Source organism: Streptomyces sp. CNB091 (assembly GCF_000377965.1).
Genome location: NZ_KB898997.1, coordinates 290,607 through 311,979 on the forward strand (window position 1 = coordinate 290,607; position 21,373 = coordinate 311,979).

Consider the following 21,373-nt stretch of genomic DNA (forward strand, 5'->3'; position numbering starts at 1 on the left):
CCCGGGCCTCCCGGGGCCGGGGACGGGACGCCGGGCGCGGCCGTTAGGCTCGGAGCTATGGAGAGCCTGCGCATCATCGACACCTGGCCGGTCACGACGGCGGCGGCCGCCGTCGTACGGTCGGACGGCACGGTCCTCGGCACGCACGGGCCGGCCGACCACCGCTTCCCCCTCGCCTCGGTCACCAAGCCGCTCGCGGCCTACGCGGCGCTGGTGGCGTACGAGGAGGGGGCGATCGAGCTGGACGAGCCGGCCGGGCCCGAGGGGTCCACGGTGCGCCACCTCCTCGCCCACACCAGCGGCCTGGCCTTCGACGAGCACCGGGTGACGGCCCCGCCCGGCAACCGCCGCCTGTACTCCAACGCGGGCTTCGAGGTGCTGGGCGACCACATCGCCAAGGCGTCCGGCATCCCGTTCGCGGAGTACCTGCGCCAGGCGGTCCTGGAGCCCCTGTCCATGACGTCCACGACCCTCGACGGCTCCCCCGCCCGCGACGGCGTCTCCACCGTGGCCGACCTGGTCCGCTTCGCCGCCGAGGTGCAGGCCCCCCGCCTCCTCGACCCGCGTACGGTCCTGGAGGCCCAGAGCGTCGTGCATCCGGGCCTCAAGGGCGTGCTGCCGGGCTACGGCCACCAGAGCCCGAACGACTGGGGCCTCGGCTTCGAGATCCGCGACGCCAAGTCCCCGCACTGGACGGGGAATTCGTCCTCCCCGGCGACCTTCGGGCACTTCGGCCAGTCGGGCACGTTCCTGTGGATCGACCCGGTGGCGGGCGCGGCCTGCGTCGCGCTGACGGACCGGGCGTTCGGGCCGTGGGCGGCGGAGGCGTGGACGCCGTTCACGGACGCGGTTCTGGCCGAGCTGTCCTGAACCGGCTGCCGCCCTTCTCCGGCGGCGTCAGGCACTCGAACCAGACGGTCTTCCCGCTGCCGTCCCACCGCTTGATGATGCCCCACTCGTCGGTGACGGCGTCGACCAGGACGAGCCCCCGCCCCCCGTCGTCCAACGGATCGCCGGTGATGGCGAGGGGCACGGCCGGACTGCTGTCGGACACCTCGACGCGGACGCCCTCGCCGCGCGGCAGCCGGAAGATGAAGGTCTTGCCGCGCCGGTCGGGCACATGCTGCACGACGTTGGCGATCAGCTCGGTGAGCGCCAGTTCGGCGGCGTCGACGAGGAAGGGCAGCTCCCAGGCCTTGAGGTAGAGCCGCAGGACACGGCGCAGATGCCGGGCGGAGTGCGCGCCGAGGGCGAAGTCGGCGCGGTAGACGGGCTCCCCGGGATTCCTCCGGGGGACAAGTACGTGATTCATGTCACCAGGCTGCGATGCGATGGCTACGCTCGGCTACGTACCGAAACGAACGCCGCGAGGCGTTGCACCCGGAGGTCCATCCGTGGCCAACATCCAGACGCTCGATCCCGACGCTTCCCCGCTCGCCTACTACGGCGGGGAGTTGCGCCGCCAACGCGAGGCCCAGGGCCTGACCCAGCCGCAGTTGGGCACCATCATCTTCTGCACGGGCTCCCTGATCGGCCAGATCGAGACGACGAAGAAGATCCCCACCCGTGACTTCTCCGAGCGCGTGGACGCGGCGCTGGGGACGGACGGAACGTTCTCGCGGCTGGTGGGGCTGGTGCTGCGGAGCCAGTTGCCGACGTGGTTCCAGCCGTACGCGGACATGGAGGCGAAGGCCGCGTACATCTCGGCATACCAGGCGCAGGTGGTCTACGGGCTGTTGCAGACAGAGGAGTACGCGCGGGCGTTGCTCCGCGTTGAGCACCCGCGCCGCGTCGACGAGATGGTGGCGGCCAGACTGGAGCGCCAACGGATCCTGACACGGGAGAGCCCTCCCGCACTGTGGGTCGTGCTCAGCGAGGCAGCACTCCTCCAGGAAGTCGGCGGACACGCCGTGATGCGAAACCAACTCGCCCGGCTGTTGGAGTTCCAGAACGACCCGTGGGTGCAGATCCAGGTACTGCCTTTCACGGTCGGCGAGCACACGGCGATGATGGGGTCGTTCAACCTCCTCCGGTTCGACGACGACCCGGATCTGTTCTATGTGGAGAGCTACGACCAAGGCCATATGACCGCCAACCCGTCTGTGATCAAGGAGCGTTCGGTCGGCTACGCTCGGCTGCAAGCCTCAGCCCTCTCCCCCGAGGACTCGGCGACGCTGATCACTCGTGTGATGGAGGAACGCTATGGGAACCAGTCATGACCTCACAGGAGCGCACTGGCGGAAGTCCTCGTACAGCGGAACAAGTGGTGGCGACTGCGTCGAGTGCACCGTGACCGGCGGCGCGGCCTGGCGGACCTCTTCGTACAGCGGCAACACCGGCGGCTGCTGCGTCGAGGTCGCCGACGGCTCCGCCTGCGGGTCCGTCCCCGTCCGCGACAGCAAGAACCCGACCGGCCCCGCCATCGTCCTCGGAGCCCACGCCTGGCAGGCGTTCGTGGACGGGCTGCGCTGACACGACCGTCACCGGGAGCAGGGCGGTACGGGCAACTGGCCCCCGTACCGCCCTGCTCGGCGTCGCGCCGATACGTTGTCGCAGGGTGCGGTAATCAATGGACGGGAGCAGGGAACCGAGATGAGCGCGCGGGACGAAGACGACAGGACCGAGACTGCCTGCCGGATCTGCGGGCATGACGACGGCGAGCCCGTGTTCGACGCGTACGGCGTCCCTCGGTACGTCATCTGCCCGTGCTGCTACAACGAGTCCGGCATCGGGGACGACACCGTGTCGCAGGTCCGTGAACTGCGTGGCTACTGGGTCGGCACCGGAGCCCCTTGGCATGATCCGAAGCGGCGGCCGTCCGACTGGGATCTGCTGAAACAGTTGGCGAACATCCCGCCGCAGTGGCGCTGATCCGGACAGCCGCCCGCTGCCTGCCTCACGTCGTGAGCCGCCGCCAGCGACGACGCCAAAAAGGGATTGCCCGGTGGCCGGCCCCTGACATAGCTTCTCGCTGGCTCCGGGTGGTCCAGACCAAGCCTCGGGGTGTCGAGCCACGTCAACGGGACATCCATGACTGCGGAACAGGCCCTCCGACCTTCACCGAGCGACTCGGGCGACACCCTGCCGGGCATCTTCTCCCGACCGTACGCGGCGGCCACCCTGACCTTCGCCACGGTGATGTTCCTGACCGGCTTCGCGGCGCTGGCCGTGGTGCCGACGCTGCCGACCGCCGCCGAGGACCTGAACGGGGTGTCGCTGTTCCCCCTGGTGGCGGGCAGCTTTGTGGCTGCCAGTCTGCTCGGCGGCGTGCTGGGCGGGCACTGGGCGGACCGCTCCGGCGCCCGGCGTCCGCTGGCCCTGGGCATGATCCTCTCCGTGGTGACGCTGCTGGTGTCGGCGTCCAGCGGCTCGATCTGGCAGTTGGTGATCGGCCGCTTCGTCGACGGTCTGGCGGCCGGGATGGTGGCGGTATCCGTGACGACCGCCATCGGCCAGTCGTATCCGGAGTACCTGCGGCCCAGGATGCTCGCGATGATGAGCGCGAGCTGGATCATCCCGTCCCTGGTCGGGCCGCCGATCGCAGGAGTGGTCGCCGAGGTGTGGTCATGGCGGACGGTCTTCTACGGCCTGGCCGTGCTGACCGCACTGCCCTCGATCGCCCTGGTGGCGGTGCTCCGCAGGGCCCCCGCAGGCGACGAGACCCAGGCCCCGCCCGTCGAGGAACGCGCCTCCCGGCCGCCGCTGGTGGTCGCGGGGATGCTCAGCCTGGGCGCGGCGCTCGGCCAGTACGGCGTCTCGGGGTGGGACGCGCGCCATCTGCTGTTCGTCGTCGCCGGCGTCGTACTCCTGGTGGTCTTCGCGCCCCGTCTGCTGCCGCAGGGCACGTGGCGCAGTGCCCGGGGCCTGCCCACCGCCGTTCTGCTGCGCGGGCTGACCTCCGGTACGTACTTCACCGTCGAGGCGCTGGTGCCGCTGATGCTGATCACCGAGCGGCGGGTGGCGGCGGTGACGGTAGGCGTGGCGTTCACCGCCTCGGCCGTGCTGTGGGCGGTCGCGTCCTGGGCGCAGGGCAAGCTCCTCCAGGACGTGGCCCGGCACCGGCTCGTCACGGTCGGCGCCCTGATCATGGCGGCGTCCGTCGCGTTCGCCGTCGTGGGCAGCTTCTCCGGGGTATCCCCGCTGCTCGCCATGGTGGCCATGCCGCTGGCGGCTGTCGGGATGGGGATGCTCGATCCGTGCGTCACGGTGCTGTCGCTCTCGCACAGCGCACCGGACCGGCTGGGCCACACCACCAGTGCCATGCAGACCAACATGAACCTCGGGCAGGTCGTCGTCCTGGCGTTCGCCACCGCCGTCCTCAACGCCGGGCTGGCTGCCGGAGCCAGCCGGCTAGGGGGCTACGCCATCACCTTCTCGCTCCTGCTCGTACCGACCCTGCTGGTCGCCGTCCTGGCCGTCCGCGCACGCAAGGACGTTCCCGGGCCCGGATGACCGGTCGAGACAGAGTGGCAGAGTGGGCCCATGTCGACCTACGAGACCATGCCCTACCACCTGGAGACCGAGCGGCTGATCCTGCGGCCGTGGGCCGAGTCGGACGCCGCCGAGTTCAGCGACCTGCTCGCCGAACGCGGCAAGGGGAAGCCCCCGGTCGAGCGCATCCGGACGTCCATAGGGGAGCTGCTGGCCGCGACGGAGACCACGGGGATCGCCCTGCTGCCCATCCAGCGCCGCGAGGAGGGCGACTTCATCGGGTACGCCGGGCTGATCATCGGCCGTTCCACCCTGGAGGAGCCCGAGATCGCTTACGAGCTGTTCCAGCGCGCCCACGGACACGGTTACGCCACCGAGGCGGCCGGCGCGGTACTCGAAGCCGCCGTCGCGACCGGGCGGAAAAGGCTCTGGTCGACCGTCGCCACGTGGAACACCGCGTCGCTCCGCGTCCTGGAGAAGCTCGCGTTCGAACGGGACCACCTTTCCATGGAGGAGAACGGCGAATTGGCGTGGCTCACCCGGGCGTTGGCATGAGGCAGGTCGGCCCGCCGCACGCCGCGCGCTGCTAGATTCGTACGCCATGCGATCACGAGAGTACGACCTCGAATTCCGTGAGCGATCCACCCGCATACGCGACTGCGGGACCGGCCTGTTGATCCTGGCGGCTTTTCTGTGGGGCTGGTGCGCCATTCTGCTTCTGACCGGCTACACAGCCGAAAGCGTCCCCTACGGCCTCACCGACACGTGCGAAGCGCGACTGTTCACGGAGGGTGGCACGGCCAACGAAGGTGCCTGGCAGGGAGATTGGTGTGCGGAGGAACGCGACTGGCCCGAGGCGCTGGCCATCCTGGGGCTGTCCCTTCCCGTATCGCTCGTGGGGACCGTGCTGTTCACGACCGGCCATGTGAGCCGGCGGATGAGCGGGCACTCCCAGGCCCTGCGCGAGCTGAACGAGGCGGCGGACGAGCGCGAGCTGAACGAGTCGGCGGACGAGCGGGAGCAGGAGGAGCAGGCGGACGAGCGCGAGAAGCGCTCCGAGGCCTGACCCGCCCCCGACCCACCCCGGAATTCGGTCGCGCGCCGCGAGGTGAGCCGTTAACTTCCCTCCGTGCGCCGTGGATCGCGTGGCGCGCCGACGAGGGAGCCACGCATGAACGACGACGATCGACGGACCGACCGGCTGAGCATCCTGATCGAGCAGTTCGACCAGGCGCGGGAGATGGCCCAGGTCCGGCTGAAGGGCCTCGGGGACGAGGAGTACCTGTGGGAACCGGCCCCCGGCGGCTGGTCGATCCGACGCCGGGACGAGGCGGTGACCCCCCGGGCGTACGGGCCCGGCGCGTGGGTCATCGACAAGGGGGCGCCGCAGATCCCGGCGAGCGAGTACGCCGAGGTCGCGCGGCAGGCGGCGGGCGGGATGTCCGTGGCGAAGATCGCCGAGGACTGGAGCGTGAGCGCCGAACGGGTCGAGGAGGTCCTCGCGTTCACCGGTGAGCCGGAGCCCGACGTCGTGCCGATCACCACCATCGCGTGGCGGCTGGGTCACCTGCACTCCGACTTCGCGGGGCGCTGGGAGTGGACCTTCGGCGAACGGCGGCGGGACCCGCATCTCCTGGTCGACTTCACGCCGTCCGCCTCCCTGGCGCTGGACCGCTTCTGGGAGACCATCGACCGTCACCGCGCGAGCATCGCCGCGCTCACCGACGAGCAGCTCGACACGGTCGGTCTCTCGCGGTATCCGTACGGCTCCGACCCCGACGACCCGTACATCGGCGTGCTGGCCAACGCCAACCTGGAGCTCATCCACCACATGGCCGAGATCGCGCTGCTCCGCGACCTCTGGCGGGCCCGCCGCTCCCTGTGACACACCAGGGGCCGGCGGGGCGAACGCGCTGATAGCTGGCTTCAGGAACTCGGAGTGCTCCCGTGGGAGACCGCCCGTCGAAGGTCAGCCCGTTCGGAGCTGCTGTGCCGGACCTGGAGGCCTTCGACTTCGTTGAACAGGTCATCGAGAAGGAAGCCCGCGCCTTCCAGCACTGCCCTGGTCCCCGCCTCGTAGGCATGTGCGGCTTTCAGGAGCTCGGAATACACCTCCCGTTGCGCCGTACGGCGCGTGACGTCGAGCGATCCCAGATAAGCGCTGCGGGCCGCCTTCGACGCTCCGACCACAGCAGCGGCACCGCCGATCAGAGCGCCAGTGAGGGCGCTGCCCGCCCCGATCAACGCGATCATCAGCTCGTTCTCCATAACCGGATCCTGCCGTGGACCGGCCAGGCCGTTGTGCGTTCCCCTTATTTCTGCCGTCCGCGGTTGTGTGACCCACGGCTGGAGCGTGGAACGCAGCACAGGGCTGCTGCGTTCCAGCGGCATGAGAAGCGCTCTGGTTGTGGTGACAGTCGGCGTCGCTGCCGGCATCTGCCTGATCCTGGCGGACCGTGCCTTGCTGTGGGCAGAGCGCCGGGGATGGATCTACTACCGCACGACGAAGGGACGTACCGCGGCGCTGGCGGAGGAGTACTCTCCGGCAGCACAAGCGGTGAAGCGGGCGATGGAGCAGGAGCGGATCCGCAAGAACGTCCGGCCGGCAGAGGGCCCGCCGCTCGGCGTGGACCTGGACAAGGGCGTCGCACGGATCCGCCGCTCACACGGGTCTACGAGAATCTGCCCACTCGAATGAGATCGTGGCTGGAGGCCCGCACCACGCTGCTCGTGGCGGTCGCGCGCCACCACCACGCTCACCTGCCCGCCGCCGTCGTCAGCCGCGCGGTGCGCTGGAGCTCCCGGCTCCCGGCTACCCGTAGCGGGCGCTTCAGGGGTGCGGTCGTCCCGGAAGGCTGCGCGGTCAGCGCCGGCCGCCGCCCATGCGGCGGTCGTCGGCCAGTCCGGTCAGCGGGCCGAACTCGCAGGCAAGCTCGTTCCACGTCAGAACCTCGCCACAGCGGGCCGGGAACTCCTTCGGGTTGAACTCGGGCATGGTCCAGGTGCCGGTGCCCCGGTCCCGCAGCCACAGGTCCCCGTCACCGTCGACCACCGTCGGCGGGACCGGTACGGGCTCGGCCTGATCGATGGGATCCCAGGTGACCCGGCCCGGGTGGGAGGCGCGGCGCAGCTCGGTGGTGGCCAGCCGCGCGGCCGCGTCACGGGTGGACTCTTCGGCCTCCTTGACCGACGCGAGTCGGTAGGCGTCGTCCAGCACGGGCAGGGCTGGATTCTTGCTGCGCTTTGAACTCATACGCTGACTGCCTCCGGTAGGGGGCGTCACATCCGTTATGGCACCCCGTAGAGGAACACGGTATCCGAGGCGGGAGGCGGACCGGCCACGACCACTGTCCAGGTGGAGGCGTCCGGCAGGATCGCTGACCAGGCCGTCACTCTCCTTCGCGAGCGCGCCTCCGTGAGTGCCTCACCCCGCCAGCTCCCACACCAGCAGCTCCGCCGCCCCCGCCACCGCGACCGCCTCCAGGCCCTCCGCTCCGGTGATCCGGGCGGCGTCGCCGGGGCCCAGCTCCTCGTCGTCCAGGGCCACCCGCCCGCGCACCACGTGGACGTAGGCGCGCACCGCGTCCGGGACCGCCATGCGCTCGCCCATGGCCAGGCGGCGGACATGGAGCATCGCGCCCGCGCCGGGCAGGGCGTACGGGGTGGAGTCGGCGATGCCGGGGACCACCGTGTACGAGGGTTGGCCGCCCGGCTCCAGGGGGGCCAGCCACATCTGGAGGAAGGTCAACGGGCCTGTGCCGTCGTTGCGTTCTACGTGGCGGACCCCGGAGGCGGCGCTCAGGTGGGCCACGTCCCCGGCGCGGACGACGGTGGCATGGCCGGCCGAGTCGCGGTGGGTCAGCTCGCCCTGCACGACCCACGTGACGATCTCCGTGTGGCTGTGCGGGTGCTCCTCGAAGCCCGCGCCCGGGGCGAGGCGCTCCTCGTTACAGGCCAGGATCGGGCCGAAGCGGAGGTTGTCGGGGTCGTAGTGGGGACCGAAGGAGAGGGCGTGCCGGGTGACGATCCCGGCGGTCTCGTCCCCGCCCCGGTAACGGTCATCGGACCGGTGCACGGAAATCACCCGGCCACGGTAGCCCGGGGGCGCCCGCCGCAGGGCCGCGGGAGCGGGACGGTGGCGCGGCGGCCTGCGGCCTGCGGCCTCGGAAACGGGACCGGTCACGCCCGCCGTACGGCCGCCGGAGCGGAGCGGTTGCGTCAGGTGTTCGTCTACCCGCCGGTACGGGGCACCGTCGCCCCGGCCCACCGATCGTCCGGCCCGATAAGGCAGTCTTGTCCTCGTGCCCCGACCCGATCCTGAGCTGCCCCCCGCCCACGACGCCCACCTGCACGCCGCGACCCTGAAACGGCTGGAGCAGTCCTCCGGCCGGCTGGCCGCGAACGCGATTGCCCGCATGGACGAATCGCTGCCGTGGTACCGGGCGATGCCTCCGGAGAACCGGTCGTGGATCGGCCTGGTCGCCCAGGCCGGCATCGCCGCGTTCACCGAGTGGTTCCGGCATCCCGAGACCCCGCAGGCCATCTCGACCGATGTGTTCGGCACCGCGCCGCGCGAACTGACCCGGGCCATCACCCTGCGGCAGACCGTGGAGATGGTGCGCACCACGATCGAGGTCATGGAGGCCGCGATCGAGGAGGTGGCCGCCCCGGGCGACGAGTCGCTGCTGCGGGAGGCGCTCCTCGTCTACGCGCGCGAGATCGCCTTCGCCACCGCCCAGGTCTACGCCCAGGCCGCCGAGGCCCGGGGCGCCTGGGACGCCCGGCTGGAATCCCTCGTGGTGAACGCGGTGCTCTCCGGCGAGGCCGACGAGGGGGCCGTGTCCCGGGCCTCCGCGCTCGGCTGGAACTCGCCCGAGCACGTGTGCGTGATCCTCGGCACCGCGCCCGACGGGGACAGCGAGCTGACCGTGGAGGCGATCCGGCGCGCCGCCCGGCACGCCAAGCTCCAGGTCCTCACCGGCGTCCTGGGCAACCGCCTCGTCGTCATCGCGGGCGGCAGCGACAACCCGCTCCAGGTCGCGAAGGGCCTGATCGGGCCGTACGCCGCCGGGCCGGTCGTCGCGGGTCCCGTGGTGCCGGACCTGCTGGCGGCGACCCGGTCCGCGCAGGCGGCGGCTGCCGGGCTGAAGGCGTGCCTGGCGTGGCAGGACGCGCCCCGGCCGGTCCTGGCGGACGATCTCCTTCCGGAGCGGGCGATGGCCGGAGACCCGGCCGCGCGGGACCAGTTGGTGGAGGAGATCTACAGACCGCTGGAAGAGGCCGGTTCGGCGCTGCTGGAAACGCTCAGCGTCTATCTGGAACAGGCGAGCAGTCTCGAAGGCGCCGCCCGGATGCTCTTCGTGCACCCCAACACCGTGCGCTACCGGCTACGACGTGTGACCGACGTCACCGGATGGTCCCCTTCCGATGTGCGCTCCGCGTTCACGCTGCGGATCGCCCTGATCCTGGGGCGCTTGGCCGCAGCGGATCCTCAGTCCTAGACTTTTGTTGGACTTCAACAATTCCCCCGACGGTTCTTCGTCCCTGTCCCCACGGGCGCGCGGAGCCGTCCACAAGAGAGAGTGTGAGGGTGCTCGTACTCGTCGCTCCCGGCCAAGGCGCTCAGACGCCAGGCTTCCTGACCCCCTGGCTCGACCTCCCCGGTGCCGCCGACCGCATCGCTGCCTGGTCCGACGCCATCGGGCTCGACCTTGCCCACTACGGCACGCGCGCCGACGCGGACGAGATCCGCGACACCGCCGTGGCCCAGCCGCTCCTGGTCGCCGCCGGACTGCTCTCGGCAGCCGCCCTGGACGCCTCGCCGTCCGTCGTCGCGGGCCACAGCGTCGGTGAGATCACCGCCGCCGCGCTCGCGGGCGTCATCGACGACGAGGCCGCACTGCGCTTCGTCCGCACCCGGGGACTCGGCATGGCCGAAGCCGCCGCGGCCACCGAGACCGGCATGGCGGCCCTCCTCGGCGGCGACCCCGACGTGACGGTCCCGCACCTGGAGAAGCTCGGTCTGACCCCGGCCAACGTCAACGGCGGCGGCCAGATCGTCGCCGCGGGCACCGCCGCCCAGATCGCCGCCCTGGAGGCCGACAAGCCCGAGGGCGTGCGCCGGGTCGTCCCGCTGAAGGTGGCCGGCGCGTTCCACACGCACCACATGGCCCCGGCCGTGGAGAAGCTGCGCGCGGCGGTCGGCGACCTCACGGTCTCCGACCCGACCGTGCGTTACGTTTCCAACGCCGACGGCCACACCGTGGCCACCGGCACCGAGGTCATCGCCCGGCTGGTCGGGCAGGTCGCCAACCCGGTCCGCTGGGACCTGTGCATGGAGACCTTCCAGTCGCTGGGCGTCACCGCACTCGTCGAGCTGAGCCCCGGGGGCACGCTGACCGGGCTCGCCAAGCGCGCGCTGCCCGGTGTGAAGACGGTCGCGCTCAAGACCCCCGGCGACCTCGACACGGCCCGCGCGCTCATTTCCGAGCACGCAGGCGCCTAAGGAGCGAGCATGTCGAAGATCAAGCCCAGTAAGGGCGCCCCGTACGCACGGATCCTCGGGGTCGGCGGCTACCGTCCGACCAGGGTCGTGCCGAACGAGGTGATCCTCGAGACGATCGACTCGTCCGACGAGTGGATCCGCTCCCGCTCCGGCATCGTCACCCGCCACTGGGCCTCCGACGAGGAGACCGTGGCCGCGATGTCGATCGAGGCGTCCGGCAAGGCCATCGCGGACGCGGGCATCGATCCCGAGCAGATCGGCGCGGTCGTCGTCTCGACCGTCTCGCACTTCAAGCAGACCCCTGCCGTGGCCACCGAGATCGCCCACAAGATCGGCGCGGGCAAGCCCGCCGCCTTCGACATCTCGGCCGGCTGCGCCGGCTTCGGTTACGGCCTCACCCTCGCCAAGGGCATGGTCGTCGAGGGCTCCGCGGAGTACGTCCTCGTGATCGGCGTCGAGCGGCTCAGCGACCTGACCGACCTGGAGGACCGGGCGACGGCCTTCCTGTTCGGTGACGGCGCGGGCGCGGTCGTCGTCGGCCCCTCCCAGGAACCGGCCATCGGCCCGACCGTGTGGGGCTCCGAGGGCGACAAGTCCGACACCATCAAGCAGACGGTGGCCTGGAACGACCTGCACATCGGTGACGTCTCCAAGCTGCCGCTCGACTCGAAGGGCGAGATCAAGTTCCCGGCCATCACCCAGGAGGGCCAGGCGGTCTTCCGCTGGGCCGTCTTCGAGATGGCGAAGGTCGCCCAGCAGGCGCTGGACGCGGCCGGGATCGCCCCGGAGGACCTGGACGTCTTCATTCCGCACCAGGCCAACATGCGGATCATCGACTCGATGGTGAAGACCCTGAAGCTGCCGGAGCACGTCACGGTCGCCCGTGACGTCGAGTCCACCGGCAACACGTCCGCCGCCTCGATCCCGCTCGCGATGGAGCGGCTCCTGGCGACCGGTCAGGCGAAGAGCGGCGACACCGCGCTCGTCATCGGCTTCGGGGCGGGTCTCGTCTACGCCGCGACGGTCGTTACCCTCCCCTAGGCACACCGGACCTTCTGGTCCGTACGTACGAACCCTGAAGAAAAACCCACCGAAGGAGCGCCAGATGGCCGCCACGCAGGAAGAGATCGTCAAGGGTCTCGCCGAGATCGTCAACGAGATCGCCGGTATCCCGGTCGAGGACGTCCAGCTGGACAAGTCCTTCACCGACGACCTGGACGTCGACTCGCTGTCCATGGTCGAGGTCGTCGTCGCCGCCGAGGAGCGCTTCGACGTCAAGATCCCCGACGAGGACGTCAAGGACCTCAAGACGGTCGGCGACGCCGCCGGCTACATCCTGAAGCACCAGGGCTGATCCCAGCCCGGCTGTGTCGCCACCCGGCGGTGGCGCCGCTGATTCACGACCCTCTACACGTGGAGAAGATTTTCCAGTGAACTCGACCAATCGCACCGTGGTCGTCACCGGTATCGGCGCAACCACTCCGCTGGGTGGCGACTCCGCATCGACCTGGGAAGGTCTGATGGCCGGCCGGTCCGGCGTCAAGCCTCTCGAAGGCGAGCGCTTCGCCGAACTGCCCGTCCGGATCGCCGCCCCCGCGGCCGTCGACCCGGGCGACGTACTCCCCCGCCCGCTGGCCCGCAAGCTGGACCGCTCGGCGCAGTTCGCGCTGATCGCGGCCCGCGAGGCCTGGGCGGACGCGGGCTTCACCGCCAAGGCGGGCGAGGACGAGAGCATCGCCCCCGAGCGCCTGGGCTCCGTCATCGCCTCCGGCATCGGCGGCGTGACCACCCTGCTCGACCAGTACGACGTGCTGAAGGAGAAGGGCGTACGCCGCGTCTCCCCGCACACCGTTCCCATGCTCATGCCCAACGGCCCGGCGGCCAACGTCGGCCTGGAGGTCAACGCCCAGGCCGGTGTCCACACCCCCGTCTCCGCCTGTGCCTCGGGCGCGGAGGCCATCGGGTACGCCGTCGAGATGATCCGTACCGGCCGTGCCGACGTGGTCGTCGCCGGTGGCACCGAGGCGGCGATCCACCCGCTGCCGATCGCCGCGTTCGCCAACATGATGGCGATGTCCAAGAACAACGACGAGCCCGAGACGGCCTCGCGCCCGTACGACACCGGCCGGGACGGCTTCGTCCTCGGCGAGGGTGCGGGCGTCGTCGTCCTGGAGTCCGCCGAGCACGCCGCCAAGCGGGGTGCGCGGGTCTACTGCGAGGTGCTGGGCCAGGGTCTGTCGGCCGACGCCCACCACATCGCGCAGCCCGAACCCACCGGGCGGGGCATCGCCGCCGCGATGCAGAACCTGCTGGACTCCAGCGATCTCAAGCCGTCCGAGGTGGTTCACCTCAACGCGCACGCCACGTCGACGCCGCAGGGTGACCTCGCGGAGATCAAGGCGCTGCGCAAGGTGCTGGGCGACGATCTCGACCATGTCGCGATCTCCGCGACGAAGTCGATGACGGGTCACCTGCTGGGTGGCGCGGGCGGCATCGAGACCGTGGCGACGGTTCTGGCGCTGCACCACCGCATCGCACCGCCGACCATCAACATCGACGAGCTCGACGAAGCGATCGACGCGGACATCGTGCGCGGTGAGCCGCGGGTGCTGCCCGAGGGGCCGATCGCGGCGATCAACAACTCGTTCGGATTCGGTGGGCACAACGTGGTGCTCGCGTTCCGGTCCGTGTGACGCCACGCCTGTACGTGTGAAGCCCGCTTCCCGGGTCCTGGGAGGCGGGCTTCCGCATGCAGCCCCTCCGGCGGTTGAGGAGCGGGGTCCGGGGCGGAGCCCCGGGTCACACCACCTGGTGGAGCCAGCGGACCGGGGCGCCCTCGCCCGCGTGGCGGAAGGACTCCAGCTCGTCGTCCCAGGGCTTGCCGAGCAGGGCGGCGATCTCGGTCTCCAGGTCGCTCTCGCCGCGCACCGACCGGGCCAGCGCGGCCCGCAGCCGGTCCTCGGGGATCAGGATGTCGCCGTGCATGCCGGTGACGGCGTGGAAGATGCCGAGGCCGGGGGTGGAGCTGTAGCGCTCGCCCTCGGCGGTGGGGCACGGCTCGGCGGTCACCTCGAAGCGCAGCAGGTCCCAGCCGCGCAGGGCGGAGGCGAGCTGCGAGGCGGTGCCGGCGCGGCCCTTCCAGGAGAACTCGGACCGCCAGGTGCCGGGCGAGGCCGGCTGTCTGATCCAGTCCAGCTGGACCCGCACACCGAGGACGCCCGCCACTGCCCACTCGACATGTGGGCAGAGCGCGCGCGGTGCGGAGTGAACGTACAGGACTCCACGTGTCGTCACCGGAACCTCCCGTGTGGGACGAGGTACGCCTTCCCCAGCGGCCTCGCGCCCGTACCGTCTCTTTCCGGCCGGTTCCCGAGGTTGTCATCAGTAAACAGCATCGGGAGTTAATCTCCTGAAAAGGGACAGTATGTGACGTGACGTAATGTACCGGAGCCGCCCGTGTGTGCGCGGGCGGGCGGGACGCCACTGGTTCGACGGGGAAAAGCTACCGTGCGCCGGGGCCGTCCGTGTGACGTACCGTCGGTCTCGGGCCCCTGATTCGCCGGCTTTCACCCGGCAGGGCGCGCAGAGCCCCGACCTGGGGATCGTGTGCTTGCCGGGGGCATGTCCAGAGGCATAGGCCACTGCTTGACCGGAGGGGATCCGCGTGATGCCGGAGCGTGCGACACGCCCACGAATGCGTACTACCGCCGCCGCGCTGACGGCGCTCTCCTGCGTCGGCGTCGTCGCGTTGGCCGGGTGCGGCTCCGACGGGGCGGAGGGCGGCGTGTCGCGGAACGCGCCGGCGGCCACGCGCGGTGCATCGCCGTCGCCCTCGCCCTCCCCCGCCCCGGACTGGAACCCCCGGCCCGGCTCGGTCGCGGCGGTCGGGGACTCGATCACCCGGGGCTTCGACGCGTGTTCGGTGCTGGCCGACTGTCCCGAGGTGTCGTGGGCGACCGGTTCGGACGACGCGGTGCGCAGTCTCGCGGTCCGGCTGCTCGGCCCGTCCAAGGCGGCGGACCGCAGCTGGAACCACGCGGTGTCGGGGTCGCGGATGGTGCAGTTGCCCGAGCAGATGGCGCTGGCGGCGAAGGAGCGGCCGGAGCTGGTCACGGTGATGACGGGCGCGAACGACGCGTGCCGGGACTCGGTGCGGCTGATGACGCCGGTCGCGGACTTCCGGGCGTCGTTCGAGGCGTCGATGCGGCAGCTGCGGGCCGGGGCCCCGAAGGCGCAGGTGTACGTCTCCAGCGTGCCGGACCTCAAGCGGCTCTGGTCGACGGGGCGGGTGAACGAGCTGGGCAAGAAGATCTGGCAGCTCGGCATCTGTCAGTCGATGCTGGCCGACGCGGACGATCTGGGCCCGGCGGCCGTGGCCCGGAGGGACGCGGTGCGGGAGCGGGTCGTCGCGTACAACGGGGTGCTGCGGGACGTGTGCGCGAAGGACCGGTACTGCCGGTACGACGGCGGGGCGGTGTTCGACTTCCGTTTCACCGGGACGCAGCTCAGCCAGTGGGACTGGTTCCATCCGAGCCGCGACGGCCAGGCCCGGCTGGCGGAGATCGCCTACCGCAACATCACGGCCCCCGAGCCGCCCGCGTAGGGTCGAGGACCATGACGACCAGCGCGGATACGGCGACGTACACGGAAGATCTCGGCGCTCTCGCGGACGGGTCGCCGGTCCGCCGGTGGACGCTGGAGCGGGACGGGGTCCGGGTGCGGGTCCTGACCTACGGCGCGATCGTGCAGTCGGTGGAGGTGCCGGGCCGGGACGGCTCCCGGGCCCCGGTGGCGCTCGGGCTGCCGGACGTCGCGGGCTACGAGACGTTCCCGGCCCCCTCGGTGCGCTGAGGCCTCGCCCCCTCCTCCTTCGGCGCTCCGCCCGGCCTTCTTCGGCGCTCCGCTCAGCGGGCCAGGCCCAGGGTGACGCCGAGGCCGACCAGGACCGAGCCGATCGAGCGGTTGAGGGCCTTCTGGCGGCGCAGCATCGCACCGCGCAGCCGGGAGTGCGAGAAGAACAGCGCGACGAGGGCGAACCAGCCGAGGTGGGCGGCCGACATGAACAGGCCGTAACCCGCCTGCTGCCACAGGGCGGTGTCGGGCCCGACGACCTGAGTGAAGGTCGCGACGACGAACAGGGTCGTCTTCGGGTTGAGGGCGTTGGTCAGGAAGCCGCTGCGCAGCGCCCCGAACGGGGATAGGCCCGGCCGGTCGCTCAGGTCGACGTCGAGGTTGGCGCGGGCCAGGAAGGTGCGCACCCCGATGTAGATGAGGTAGGCGGCGCCCGCCAGCTTGACCGCCGTGAACAGGACGGTCGAGGAGGCGATGAGCAGCCCGACGCCGAGCATGGTGTACGTGACGTGGACCAGGACGCCCGCCGCGACGCCGGTGGCCGCGAGGACGCCGGTGGTGCGCCCGTACAGATAGCTGTTGCGCACGACCATCGCGAAGTCGGCGCCCGGCGAGATGACCGCGCGGACGGTGATGGCGGCGACGGCCAGCAGTTCGGTCACGCGGACCAGGCCCGGGGGGCCGGTGCGTCACCGCTGTCGGCGGTGCCGGGCCCGGGGCCCGGGTCCGACGCCGCGTCCGGGTCGACCAGGTCGCGGGCGAGGAGGGTGGCCCCGGCGACGGCTCCCGGCATCAGGAACACCGCGACCACGGGGATGAGGAAGGCCAGGGTCAGCGGGACGCCGAAGCCGAGCACCAGCATCCGGCGTCCGCGCAGCAGGACGAGGCGGTCCTTGAGGACCATGCCCCGACGCTGGAGGGCGACGGCGGTCAGCTCCTCGGCCAGGAAGTAGCCGGAGACGCAGAAGCCGATCGCGGGGACGACGGTCTGCCCGATGACGGGGATGAAACCGCAGGCGAAGAGGGCGATCCCGTACAGGGCGACGCGCAGCAGGATGCGCACGGAGTCGCGGGCGGAGATCCACAGTTCCCGCCAGAGCGGCAGTCCGGACTCGGGGACGTCGCCGCCCTCGCTGCGGTCGACCTCCTCGGAGAGCGACTCGTAGAAGGGCTGGCCGACCAGGAGGGTGACGGCGGTGAAGGTGATGACCGCGAGGAACAGGCCGAGGACGAAGACGAGAGCGGTCAGCCCGGTGCGCAGGATGCCCTGCCAGGGCGAGGACCAGTCGTCGGCGAACGGCGTCGCCCAGCCGACGAGGTCGTCGGCTCCGTAGCCGAGTCCGATCAGTGCTCCGGCGTAGATGACGAGGGTGACGAGTCCGGGCAGCAGCCCGAAGCCGAACCATCGTCCGTGTTGGGCAACCCAGCGTTGCCCCTTCATCAAGTAGCCGAAACCCGCCCCGAGATCACTCATGGGCGTCAGCGTACTGGCGGGGGAAGGCGGTGAGGACCGCACCCCGGGGCGGGGTGCGGTCCTCACGCGGTGGTGCCTTCGACGGCGGCGGCGCTGTGGTCGGCGGCGCTGTGGTCGGCGACTCCTGGGGCAGCGACTCCTGGGTCAGGCGACCGAGAGCGCGACGTTGATGTTGCCCCGGGTGGCGTTCGAGTACGGGCAGACCTGGTGGGCCTTCTCGATGAGCGCCTGCGCGGTGGCGGCGTCGACGTTCGGGATGGAGGCGGTGATCGCGACCTCCAGGCCGAAGCCGCCGGCCTCGGTCTTGCCGATCGAGACCGAGGCGGTCACGGTCGAGCCGGAGATGTCGGCCTTCTCCTGGCGGGCGACGACGCCCAGCGCGCCCTGGAAGCAGGCGCTGTAGCCGGCCGCGAAGAGCTGCTCGGGGTTGGTGCCCGCGCCGCTGCCGCCCATGGCCTTCGGCGGGTTGACGACGACGTCGAGCTGACCGTCGTCGGAGGAGACCCGTCCGTCGCGGCCGTTCTCGGCGGTGGCGACGGCGGTGTAGGCGACGTCGATCTTCTGAATGGTCATGGTGTGAGGATTCCTCCTGTTGGTGCGCCGCGACTCGCGCCCACGGATCGCGACGGCCTGCGGACGAGCCTAACGCGTGACCGCGACCGGCAGGGAGCGGGTTCGGACCGGGGAGCGGGTCGGGCCGGGGGCGGGTCGGACCGGGGGGCAGGTCGGACCGGGGGGCGGACCGGGGGGCGGGTCAGACCAGGGAGACGATCATCTTCCCGGTGTTCTCCCCGCGCAGCAGCCCGACGAACGCGTCGTAGCCCTTCTCGATGCCCTCGACCGTCGTCTCCCGGTACTTCAGCTCGCCCGAGGCCAGCCAGCCGGCGACCTCCTGGACGAACTGCGGCTGGAGGTCGGAGTGGTCGCTGACGAGCATGCCGGTCAGGCGCAGCCGCTTGCCGATGATCAGCGCCATGTTGTTCGGGCCGGGGGTCGGCTCGGTCGCGTTGTACTGGGCGATCATGCCGCAGATGGTGGCGCGGCCGTGCACGTTGAACGAGGAGATCGCGGCTTCCAGGTGCTCGCCGCCGACGTTGTCGAAGTAGACGTCGATGCCGTCGGGGGCGGCTTCCCCGAGCTGGTCGCGGACGGGCCCGTTCTTGTAGTTGAACGCGGCGTCGAAGCCGTACTCCTCGGTGAGGAGCTTGACCTTCTCGTCGGAGCCGGCGGAGCCGATGACCCGGGAGGCGCCCTTGAGCTTCGCCATCTGGCCGACCTGGCTGCCGACGGCGCCGGCCGCGCCGGAGACGAAGACCGTGTCGCCCTCCTTGAAGGAGGCTACGTCGAACAGGCCCGCGTAGGCGGTGAGTCCGGTCATGCCGAGCACGCCGAGGTAGGCGGAGAGCGGGGCGAGGTCGGGGTCGACCTTGACCGCGTGCTTCGCTGGCACGTCGGCGATCTCGCGCCAGCCGAGGCCGTGCAGGACGTGGTCGCCGACGGCGAAGCCCTCGGCGTTCGAGGCGATGACCTCGCCGACCGCGCCGCCGTCCATGGGGTGGTCGAGCTGGAAGGGCGGGGTGTAGGACTTCACGTCGTTCATCCGGCCGCGCATGTACGGGTCGACCGAGAAGTACTTGTTGCGGACGAGGACGCGGCCCTCGGCCGGAGCGGCGACCTCGGCCTCACGCAGCGCGAAGTCCTCGGCCTTGGGCCAGCCGTGCGGGCGGGCGACCAGGTGCCATTCACGGCTGGACGTGGGAAGTGCTGCAGACATGGGCTCGGGTTCTCCTCAATGTCATACGAGGGGGTGTGCTTCCGCGCCCGGCGGCGCGAAAAGCTTCATGACATGAAACAACCATGCTCCTGAATATTTCATGATGTCAAGTAAATCGGTACGCTGTGCCTCATGGCCACTCGCACAGACCCCCTGACCCTTGAGGTCGTCGAGCTCATCGGCGCCGTCGTGGCCCGCTACCACGAGGAGTACGACCGGGCCGCCGCCGAGCACTCCCTCACCGGGGCGCAGGCGCGGGTGCTCGGGCTGCTCTCGCTGGAGCCCCTGCCGATGCGGAAGATCGCCCTCAGGCTGAAGTGCGAGCCGTCCAACGTCACCGGGATCGTCGACCGGCTGGAGGCCCGGGAGCTGGTCGAGCGCAGGCCCGATCCGGCCGACCGGCGGATCAAGCTGGCCGCCGCGACGGAGAAGGGCAGGCGCACGGCCCGTGAGCTGCGGGACGCGCTGGACTTCGCCCGGGAGCCGCTGGCCGGCCTCTCCGACGCCGAGCGCACGGTCCTGCGGGACCTGCTGCGCCGGATGCTGGGCGAGGACGCTCTTTAGCGGTCGCTCATTAGCGGTCGCTCTTTAGGCGTCGCGTCGCGTCGCATCGCGCCTACCTGCACCACCACAGGAAGGGGGTGCAGGTCGGGGACGGCGTCGGGGCGGGTGTCGGTTCCGCCGGGGGCGGCGGGGGTGCGGGCGCGGTCGTCGACTCCGGCGGATCGTCCGGTTCCGGCGGATCGGCGGGCGGGCGGTCGGGGGTCCGGGACGGGTCCGTGTCGTCGGGGTCCGCGTCGTGGGGGTCCGGGGAGGCGGTGGTCCCGGCGGTGGGCGAGGCTTCAGGGCTCGGCGCGCGTGAGGGGTTCCCACGGCGCGTGCCGGCCGGTGAGGCGTCGGTGGCGGGGCTCGGGGTCGCCCCGGCGCGGGACCCGGCCGGGGCGGGATCGCGGGGCTCGTCGGCGGACGGATCCTCGGGCGCGGCCCCGGGCGGGCCGGATGGCGACTCACGTACGTAGTCGGCGGCGGTGTCGTCCCGCCCGGGCTCCCCGGCCAGTTCCGCCAGGCTCAGGGCGCCCGCCGCGAGGAGCAGCCCGAGCGCGCCGAGCAGGACGGTCCGGCCGCGTCGGCGATGACCGCCGCGGGCCCGCCGCCGCGACGCGGGGCGGGCGTCGGACGGGCCTCCGGCGTCGGGCCGGCCTCCGGCACCGCGTCGGGCGTCCAGCCGGGCGTCGCGTCGGGTGCCACGTCGGGCGTCCAGCCGGTCATCGCCTCGGGTGCCGCGTCGGGCGTCGCGCCGCGGGCTTCCCGGGGCGCCGGGCGCGGCCGTCCCGTCCGGCGGCGCGGCGACTCCGCGCGGCGCGTCACGCACGTCCGGGGTGGGCACGGCGTAGGGGCCCAGGGCCTCGGCGGGCGTACCGCACCCGGCGCAGGCCAGGGCTCCGTTGAGATGCCGTCGGCACGGGTGGCAGTAATCCATGGCGCCCGCAGGTTAGGCGTGCGCGGAAGAACCAGGGAAGCCGCACAGGTGAGGATCCTGTGACGAAGCGCTGCTTCCGGTGACGGCCGGTCCGATACGCCTGACACGCGGGAGGATGGGCGGCATGACCGCTCCCGCCCCCTTCGGCCCCCTCCAGTTCCAGCTCGTCCTGCTGCGCCGGATGGCCGACCACCAGCCCGGTCTGGTCGAGGAGGCCCGGCATGAACTGAGCGCCTCCCTCGCCGATATGCGGGAGGCCAACCGCTGCTGGCAGGCCATGGTCCGGGCGCCCCGGGGGCGGGGGTCGCTGCGGCGCTACCGCTCGGTGCTCGGCGAACCGGAGGCGATCTGGCCGCGCCGGATCGGGGAGCTGGAGTGCGAGGCGCTGCTGTGGCCGGTGCCGCTCTGGCCCGACCTGCGGTTCGAGGTGATGGCCGGGCCCGGCGGGGCCGTGTGGAACGAGTGGCTGGTGCGGGCCCCGGGCGCGGCCGGACCGGAGCTGACCTCTCCGGACGCGCTGCTCCCGTGGTCGTGCACCGTGGACGAGGCGGCCCGCGCCTTTTCCCCGGCCCGGCCGATGGAGGGCAGCGCCCCGACCCGGTGGTCGCTGGCCGTCACCGACCCGGCCACCGGCGGGGAGCGGGTCGCGGAGTTCACCTGGGGCCTGTTCCAGCGGCTGCTTCCGCGCCGCTGACACCCAGCGGCTTCTCCCGGCTTCCACTGCCCCGGAGGCTGCTTCCGGCCCGCCGGCCTGAGGAGCCGTCAGCTCCGGCCCCCCTTACGGCGCACCTCAGCGCGCGCGACGGGCCGGGGAGCGGCAAAGTTGCAAAGAGAGATACCGGCTGCCGCCGGTGCCCC

The 21,373-nt window shown here is 71.5% G+C and carries 27 protein-coding genes and 1 pseudogene; 18 read left to right on the plus strand and 10 right to left on the minus strand.

The window, feature by feature from the left end; translation table 11 throughout:
- The first annotated feature begins 57 nt into the window (after positions 1–57).
- Positions 58–870 (plus strand): serine hydrolase domain-containing protein, encoded by an 813-nt coding sequence (locus tag D581_RS0116500; protein WP_018958325.1) that lies wholly within the window; start codon positions 58–60, stop codon positions 868–870.
- Here D581_RS0116500 and D581_RS0116505 read toward each other — a convergent pair.
- Positions 839–1,312, minus strand: a complete 474-nt coding sequence (locus tag D581_RS0116505) for an ATP-binding protein (protein ID WP_018958326.1) — start codon at positions 1,310–1,312, stop codon at positions 839–841. The two genes, D581_RS0116500 and D581_RS0116505, sit on opposite strands and share 32 nt — an antisense overlap.
- Before the next feature lie 82 nt (positions 1,313–1,394).
- Between D581_RS0116505 and D581_RS0116510 the strand changes: the two genes are divergently transcribed.
- From D581_RS0116510 to D581_RS0116540, 7 genes are all read left to right on the plus strand, one after another.
- On the plus strand, positions 1,395–2,219 hold the full coding sequence (locus D581_RS0116510; RefSeq protein ID WP_018958327.1) for a Scr1 family TA system antitoxin-like transcriptional regulator: 825 nt from the start codon (positions 1,395–1,397) through the stop codon (positions 2,217–2,219).
- Positions 2,203–2,472: a DUF397 domain-containing protein gene (locus D581_RS0116515; RefSeq protein ID WP_026290577.1), complete on the plus strand. Its 270-nt coding sequence runs from the start codon at positions 2,203–2,205 to the stop codon at positions 2,470–2,472. The genes D581_RS0116510 and D581_RS0116515 overlap by 17 nt, the downstream gene beginning before the upstream one ends.
- 120 nt (positions 2,473–2,592) lie before the next feature.
- Positions 2,593–2,871: a hypothetical protein gene (locus D581_RS0116520; RefSeq protein ID WP_018958329.1), complete on the plus strand. Its 279-nt coding sequence runs from the start codon at positions 2,593–2,595 to the stop codon at positions 2,869–2,871.
- Positions 2,872–3,030: 159 nt separating this feature from the next.
- Positions 3,031–4,452: an MFS transporter gene (locus D581_RS0116525; RefSeq protein ID WP_018958330.1), complete on the plus strand. Its 1,422-nt coding sequence runs from the start codon at positions 3,031–3,033 to the stop codon at positions 4,450–4,452.
- Between the two features lie 30 nt (positions 4,453–4,482).
- Entirely contained in the window at positions 4,483–4,986 is a 504-nt protein-coding gene (locus D581_RS0116530; RefSeq protein WP_018958331.1) for a GNAT family N-acetyltransferase, read from the plus strand.
- Positions 4,987–5,032: 46 nt separating this feature from the next.
- A complete protein-coding gene (locus D581_RS01000000137325) occupies positions 5,033–5,497 on the plus strand; it encodes a hypothetical protein (protein WP_020679210.1) in 465 nt (154 codons plus the stop codon).
- A 105-nt stretch (positions 5,498–5,602) separates the two neighbouring features.
- Complete coding sequence (locus D581_RS0116540; protein ID WP_018958333.1) at positions 5,603–6,316, plus strand: DinB family protein; 714 nt, start codon at positions 5,603–5,605, stop codon at positions 6,314–6,316.
- A gap of 41 nt (positions 6,317–6,357) precedes the next feature.
- Here the strand turns inward: D581_RS0116540 and D581_RS0116545 are convergent, their stop codons facing one another.
- Positions 6,358–6,699, minus strand: coding sequence for a hypothetical protein (locus tag D581_RS0116545; protein ID WP_018958334.1), 342 nt, complete (start codon positions 6,697–6,699; stop codon positions 6,358–6,360).
- A gap of 85 nt (positions 6,700–6,784) precedes the next feature.
- On the opposite strand from D581_RS0116545, the gene D581_RS0116550 reads away from it, so the two are divergent.
- Positions 6,785–7,129: a hypothetical protein gene (locus tag D581_RS0116550; protein ID WP_486585838.1), complete on the plus strand. Its 345-nt coding sequence runs from the start codon at positions 6,785–6,787 to the stop codon at positions 7,127–7,129.
- Positions 7,130–7,294: 165 nt separating this feature from the next.
- On the opposite strand, the gene D581_RS0116555 is transcribed toward D581_RS0116550, so the two are convergent.
- Entirely contained in the window at positions 7,295–7,684 is a 390-nt protein-coding gene (locus D581_RS0116555; RefSeq protein ID WP_026290578.1) for a hypothetical protein, read from the minus strand.
- Between the two features lie 171 nt (positions 7,685–7,855).
- Entirely contained in the window at positions 7,856–8,515 is a 660-nt protein-coding gene (locus D581_RS0116560; protein ID WP_026290579.1) for a pirin family protein, read from the minus strand.
- Between the two features lie 217 nt (positions 8,516–8,732).
- On the opposite strand from D581_RS0116560, the gene D581_RS0116565 reads away from it, so the two are divergent.
- The 5 genes from D581_RS0116565 (at position 8,733) to fabF (ending at position 13,629) form a co-directional block, all read left to right on the plus strand.
- Positions 8,733–9,932 carry a PucR family transcriptional regulator gene (locus D581_RS0116565; RefSeq protein WP_018958338.1) on the plus strand — a complete coding sequence of 400 codons (1,200 nt, stop codon included), beginning with the start codon at positions 8,733–8,735 and terminating at the stop codon, positions 9,930–9,932.
- Between the two features lie 89 nt (positions 9,933–10,021).
- The gene (locus tag D581_RS0116570) at positions 10,022–10,936 is read left to right on the plus strand and encodes an ACP S-malonyltransferase (RefSeq protein ID WP_018958339.1); all 915 of its coding nucleotides are present in this window, start codon (positions 10,022–10,024) and stop codon (positions 10,934–10,936) included.
- 9 nt (positions 10,937–10,945) lie between these two features.
- Entirely contained in the window at positions 10,946–11,977 is a 1,032-nt protein-coding gene (locus tag D581_RS0116575) for a ketoacyl-ACP synthase III (RefSeq protein WP_018958340.1), read from the plus strand.
- Positions 11,978–12,041: 64 nt separating this feature from the next.
- Positions 12,042–12,290, plus strand: a complete 249-nt coding sequence (locus D581_RS0116580) for an acyl carrier protein (RefSeq protein WP_018958341.1) — start codon at positions 12,042–12,044, stop codon at positions 12,288–12,290.
- 76 nt (positions 12,291–12,366) lie between these two features.
- Positions 12,367–13,629: a beta-ketoacyl-ACP synthase II gene (gene fabF, locus D581_RS0116585; protein WP_018958342.1), complete on the plus strand. Its 1,263-nt coding sequence runs from the start codon at positions 12,367–12,369 to the stop codon at positions 13,627–13,629.
- Positions 13,630–13,735: 106 nt separating this feature from the next.
- Here fabF and D581_RS0116590 read toward each other — a convergent pair whose 3' ends face one another.
- Positions 13,736–14,230: a DUF3145 domain-containing protein gene (locus D581_RS0116590; RefSeq protein WP_026290580.1), complete on the minus strand. Its 495-nt coding sequence runs from the start codon at positions 14,228–14,230 to the stop codon at positions 13,736–13,738.
- A 400-nt stretch (positions 14,231–14,630) separates the two neighbouring features.
- On the opposite strand from D581_RS0116590, the gene D581_RS0116595 reads away from it, so the two are divergent.
- Both D581_RS0116595 and D581_RS0116600 read left to right on the plus strand, forming a co-directional pair.
- Complete coding sequence (locus D581_RS0116595) at positions 14,631–15,539, plus strand: SGNH/GDSL hydrolase family protein (RefSeq protein WP_018958344.1); 909 nt, start codon at positions 14,631–14,633, stop codon at positions 15,537–15,539.
- Positions 15,540–15,550: 11 nt separating this feature from the next.
- A pseudogene (locus tag D581_RS0116600) lies at positions 15,551–15,775 on the plus strand (galactose-1-epimerase); the annotation flags it as partial.
- A gap of 65 nt (positions 15,776–15,840) precedes the next feature.
- Here the strand turns inward: D581_RS0116600 and D581_RS0116605 are convergent.
- From D581_RS0116605 to D581_RS0116620, 4 genes are all read right to left on the minus strand, one after another.
- Entirely contained in the window at positions 15,841–16,449 is a 609-nt protein-coding gene (locus tag D581_RS0116605; RefSeq protein WP_018958346.1) for a LysE family translocator, read from the minus strand.
- The gene (locus tag D581_RS0116610) at positions 16,446–17,261 is read right to left on the minus strand and encodes an EI24 domain-containing protein (RefSeq protein WP_026290581.1); all 816 of its coding nucleotides are present in this window, start codon (positions 17,259–17,261) and stop codon (positions 16,446–16,448) included. The genes D581_RS0116605 and D581_RS0116610 overlap by 4 nt, the downstream gene beginning before the upstream one ends.
- Before the next feature lie 144 nt (positions 17,262–17,405).
- Positions 17,406–17,834 carry an organic hydroperoxide resistance protein gene (locus D581_RS0116615; RefSeq protein ID WP_018958348.1) on the minus strand — a complete coding sequence of 143 codons (429 nt, stop codon included), beginning with the start codon at positions 17,832–17,834 and terminating at the stop codon, positions 17,406–17,408.
- Positions 17,835–18,015: 181 nt separating this feature from the next.
- A complete protein-coding gene (locus D581_RS0116620; RefSeq protein WP_018958349.1) occupies positions 18,016–19,035 on the minus strand; it encodes an MDR family NADP-dependent oxidoreductase in 1,020 nt (339 codons plus the stop codon).
- 132 nt (positions 19,036–19,167) lie between these two features.
- Here D581_RS0116620 and D581_RS0116625 point away from each other — a divergent pair, with 132 nt between their 5' ends.
- A complete protein-coding gene (locus D581_RS0116625; RefSeq protein WP_018958350.1) occupies positions 19,168–19,599 on the plus strand; it encodes a MarR family winged helix-turn-helix transcriptional regulator in 432 nt (143 codons plus the stop codon).
- Between the two features lie 52 nt (positions 19,600–19,651).
- On the opposite strand, the gene D581_RS0116630 is transcribed toward D581_RS0116625, so the two are convergent.
- Positions 19,652–20,515, minus strand: a complete 864-nt coding sequence (locus D581_RS0116630) for an SCO2400 family protein (protein WP_018958351.1) — start codon at positions 20,513–20,515, stop codon at positions 19,652–19,654.
- Between the two features lie 124 nt (positions 20,516–20,639).
- On the opposite strand from D581_RS0116630, the gene D581_RS0116635 reads away from it, so the two are divergent.
- Positions 20,640–21,209, plus strand: coding sequence for a hypothetical protein (locus D581_RS0116635; RefSeq protein ID WP_018958352.1), 570 nt, complete (start codon positions 20,640–20,642; stop codon positions 21,207–21,209).
- Positions 21,210–21,373 lie beyond the last annotated feature (164 nt).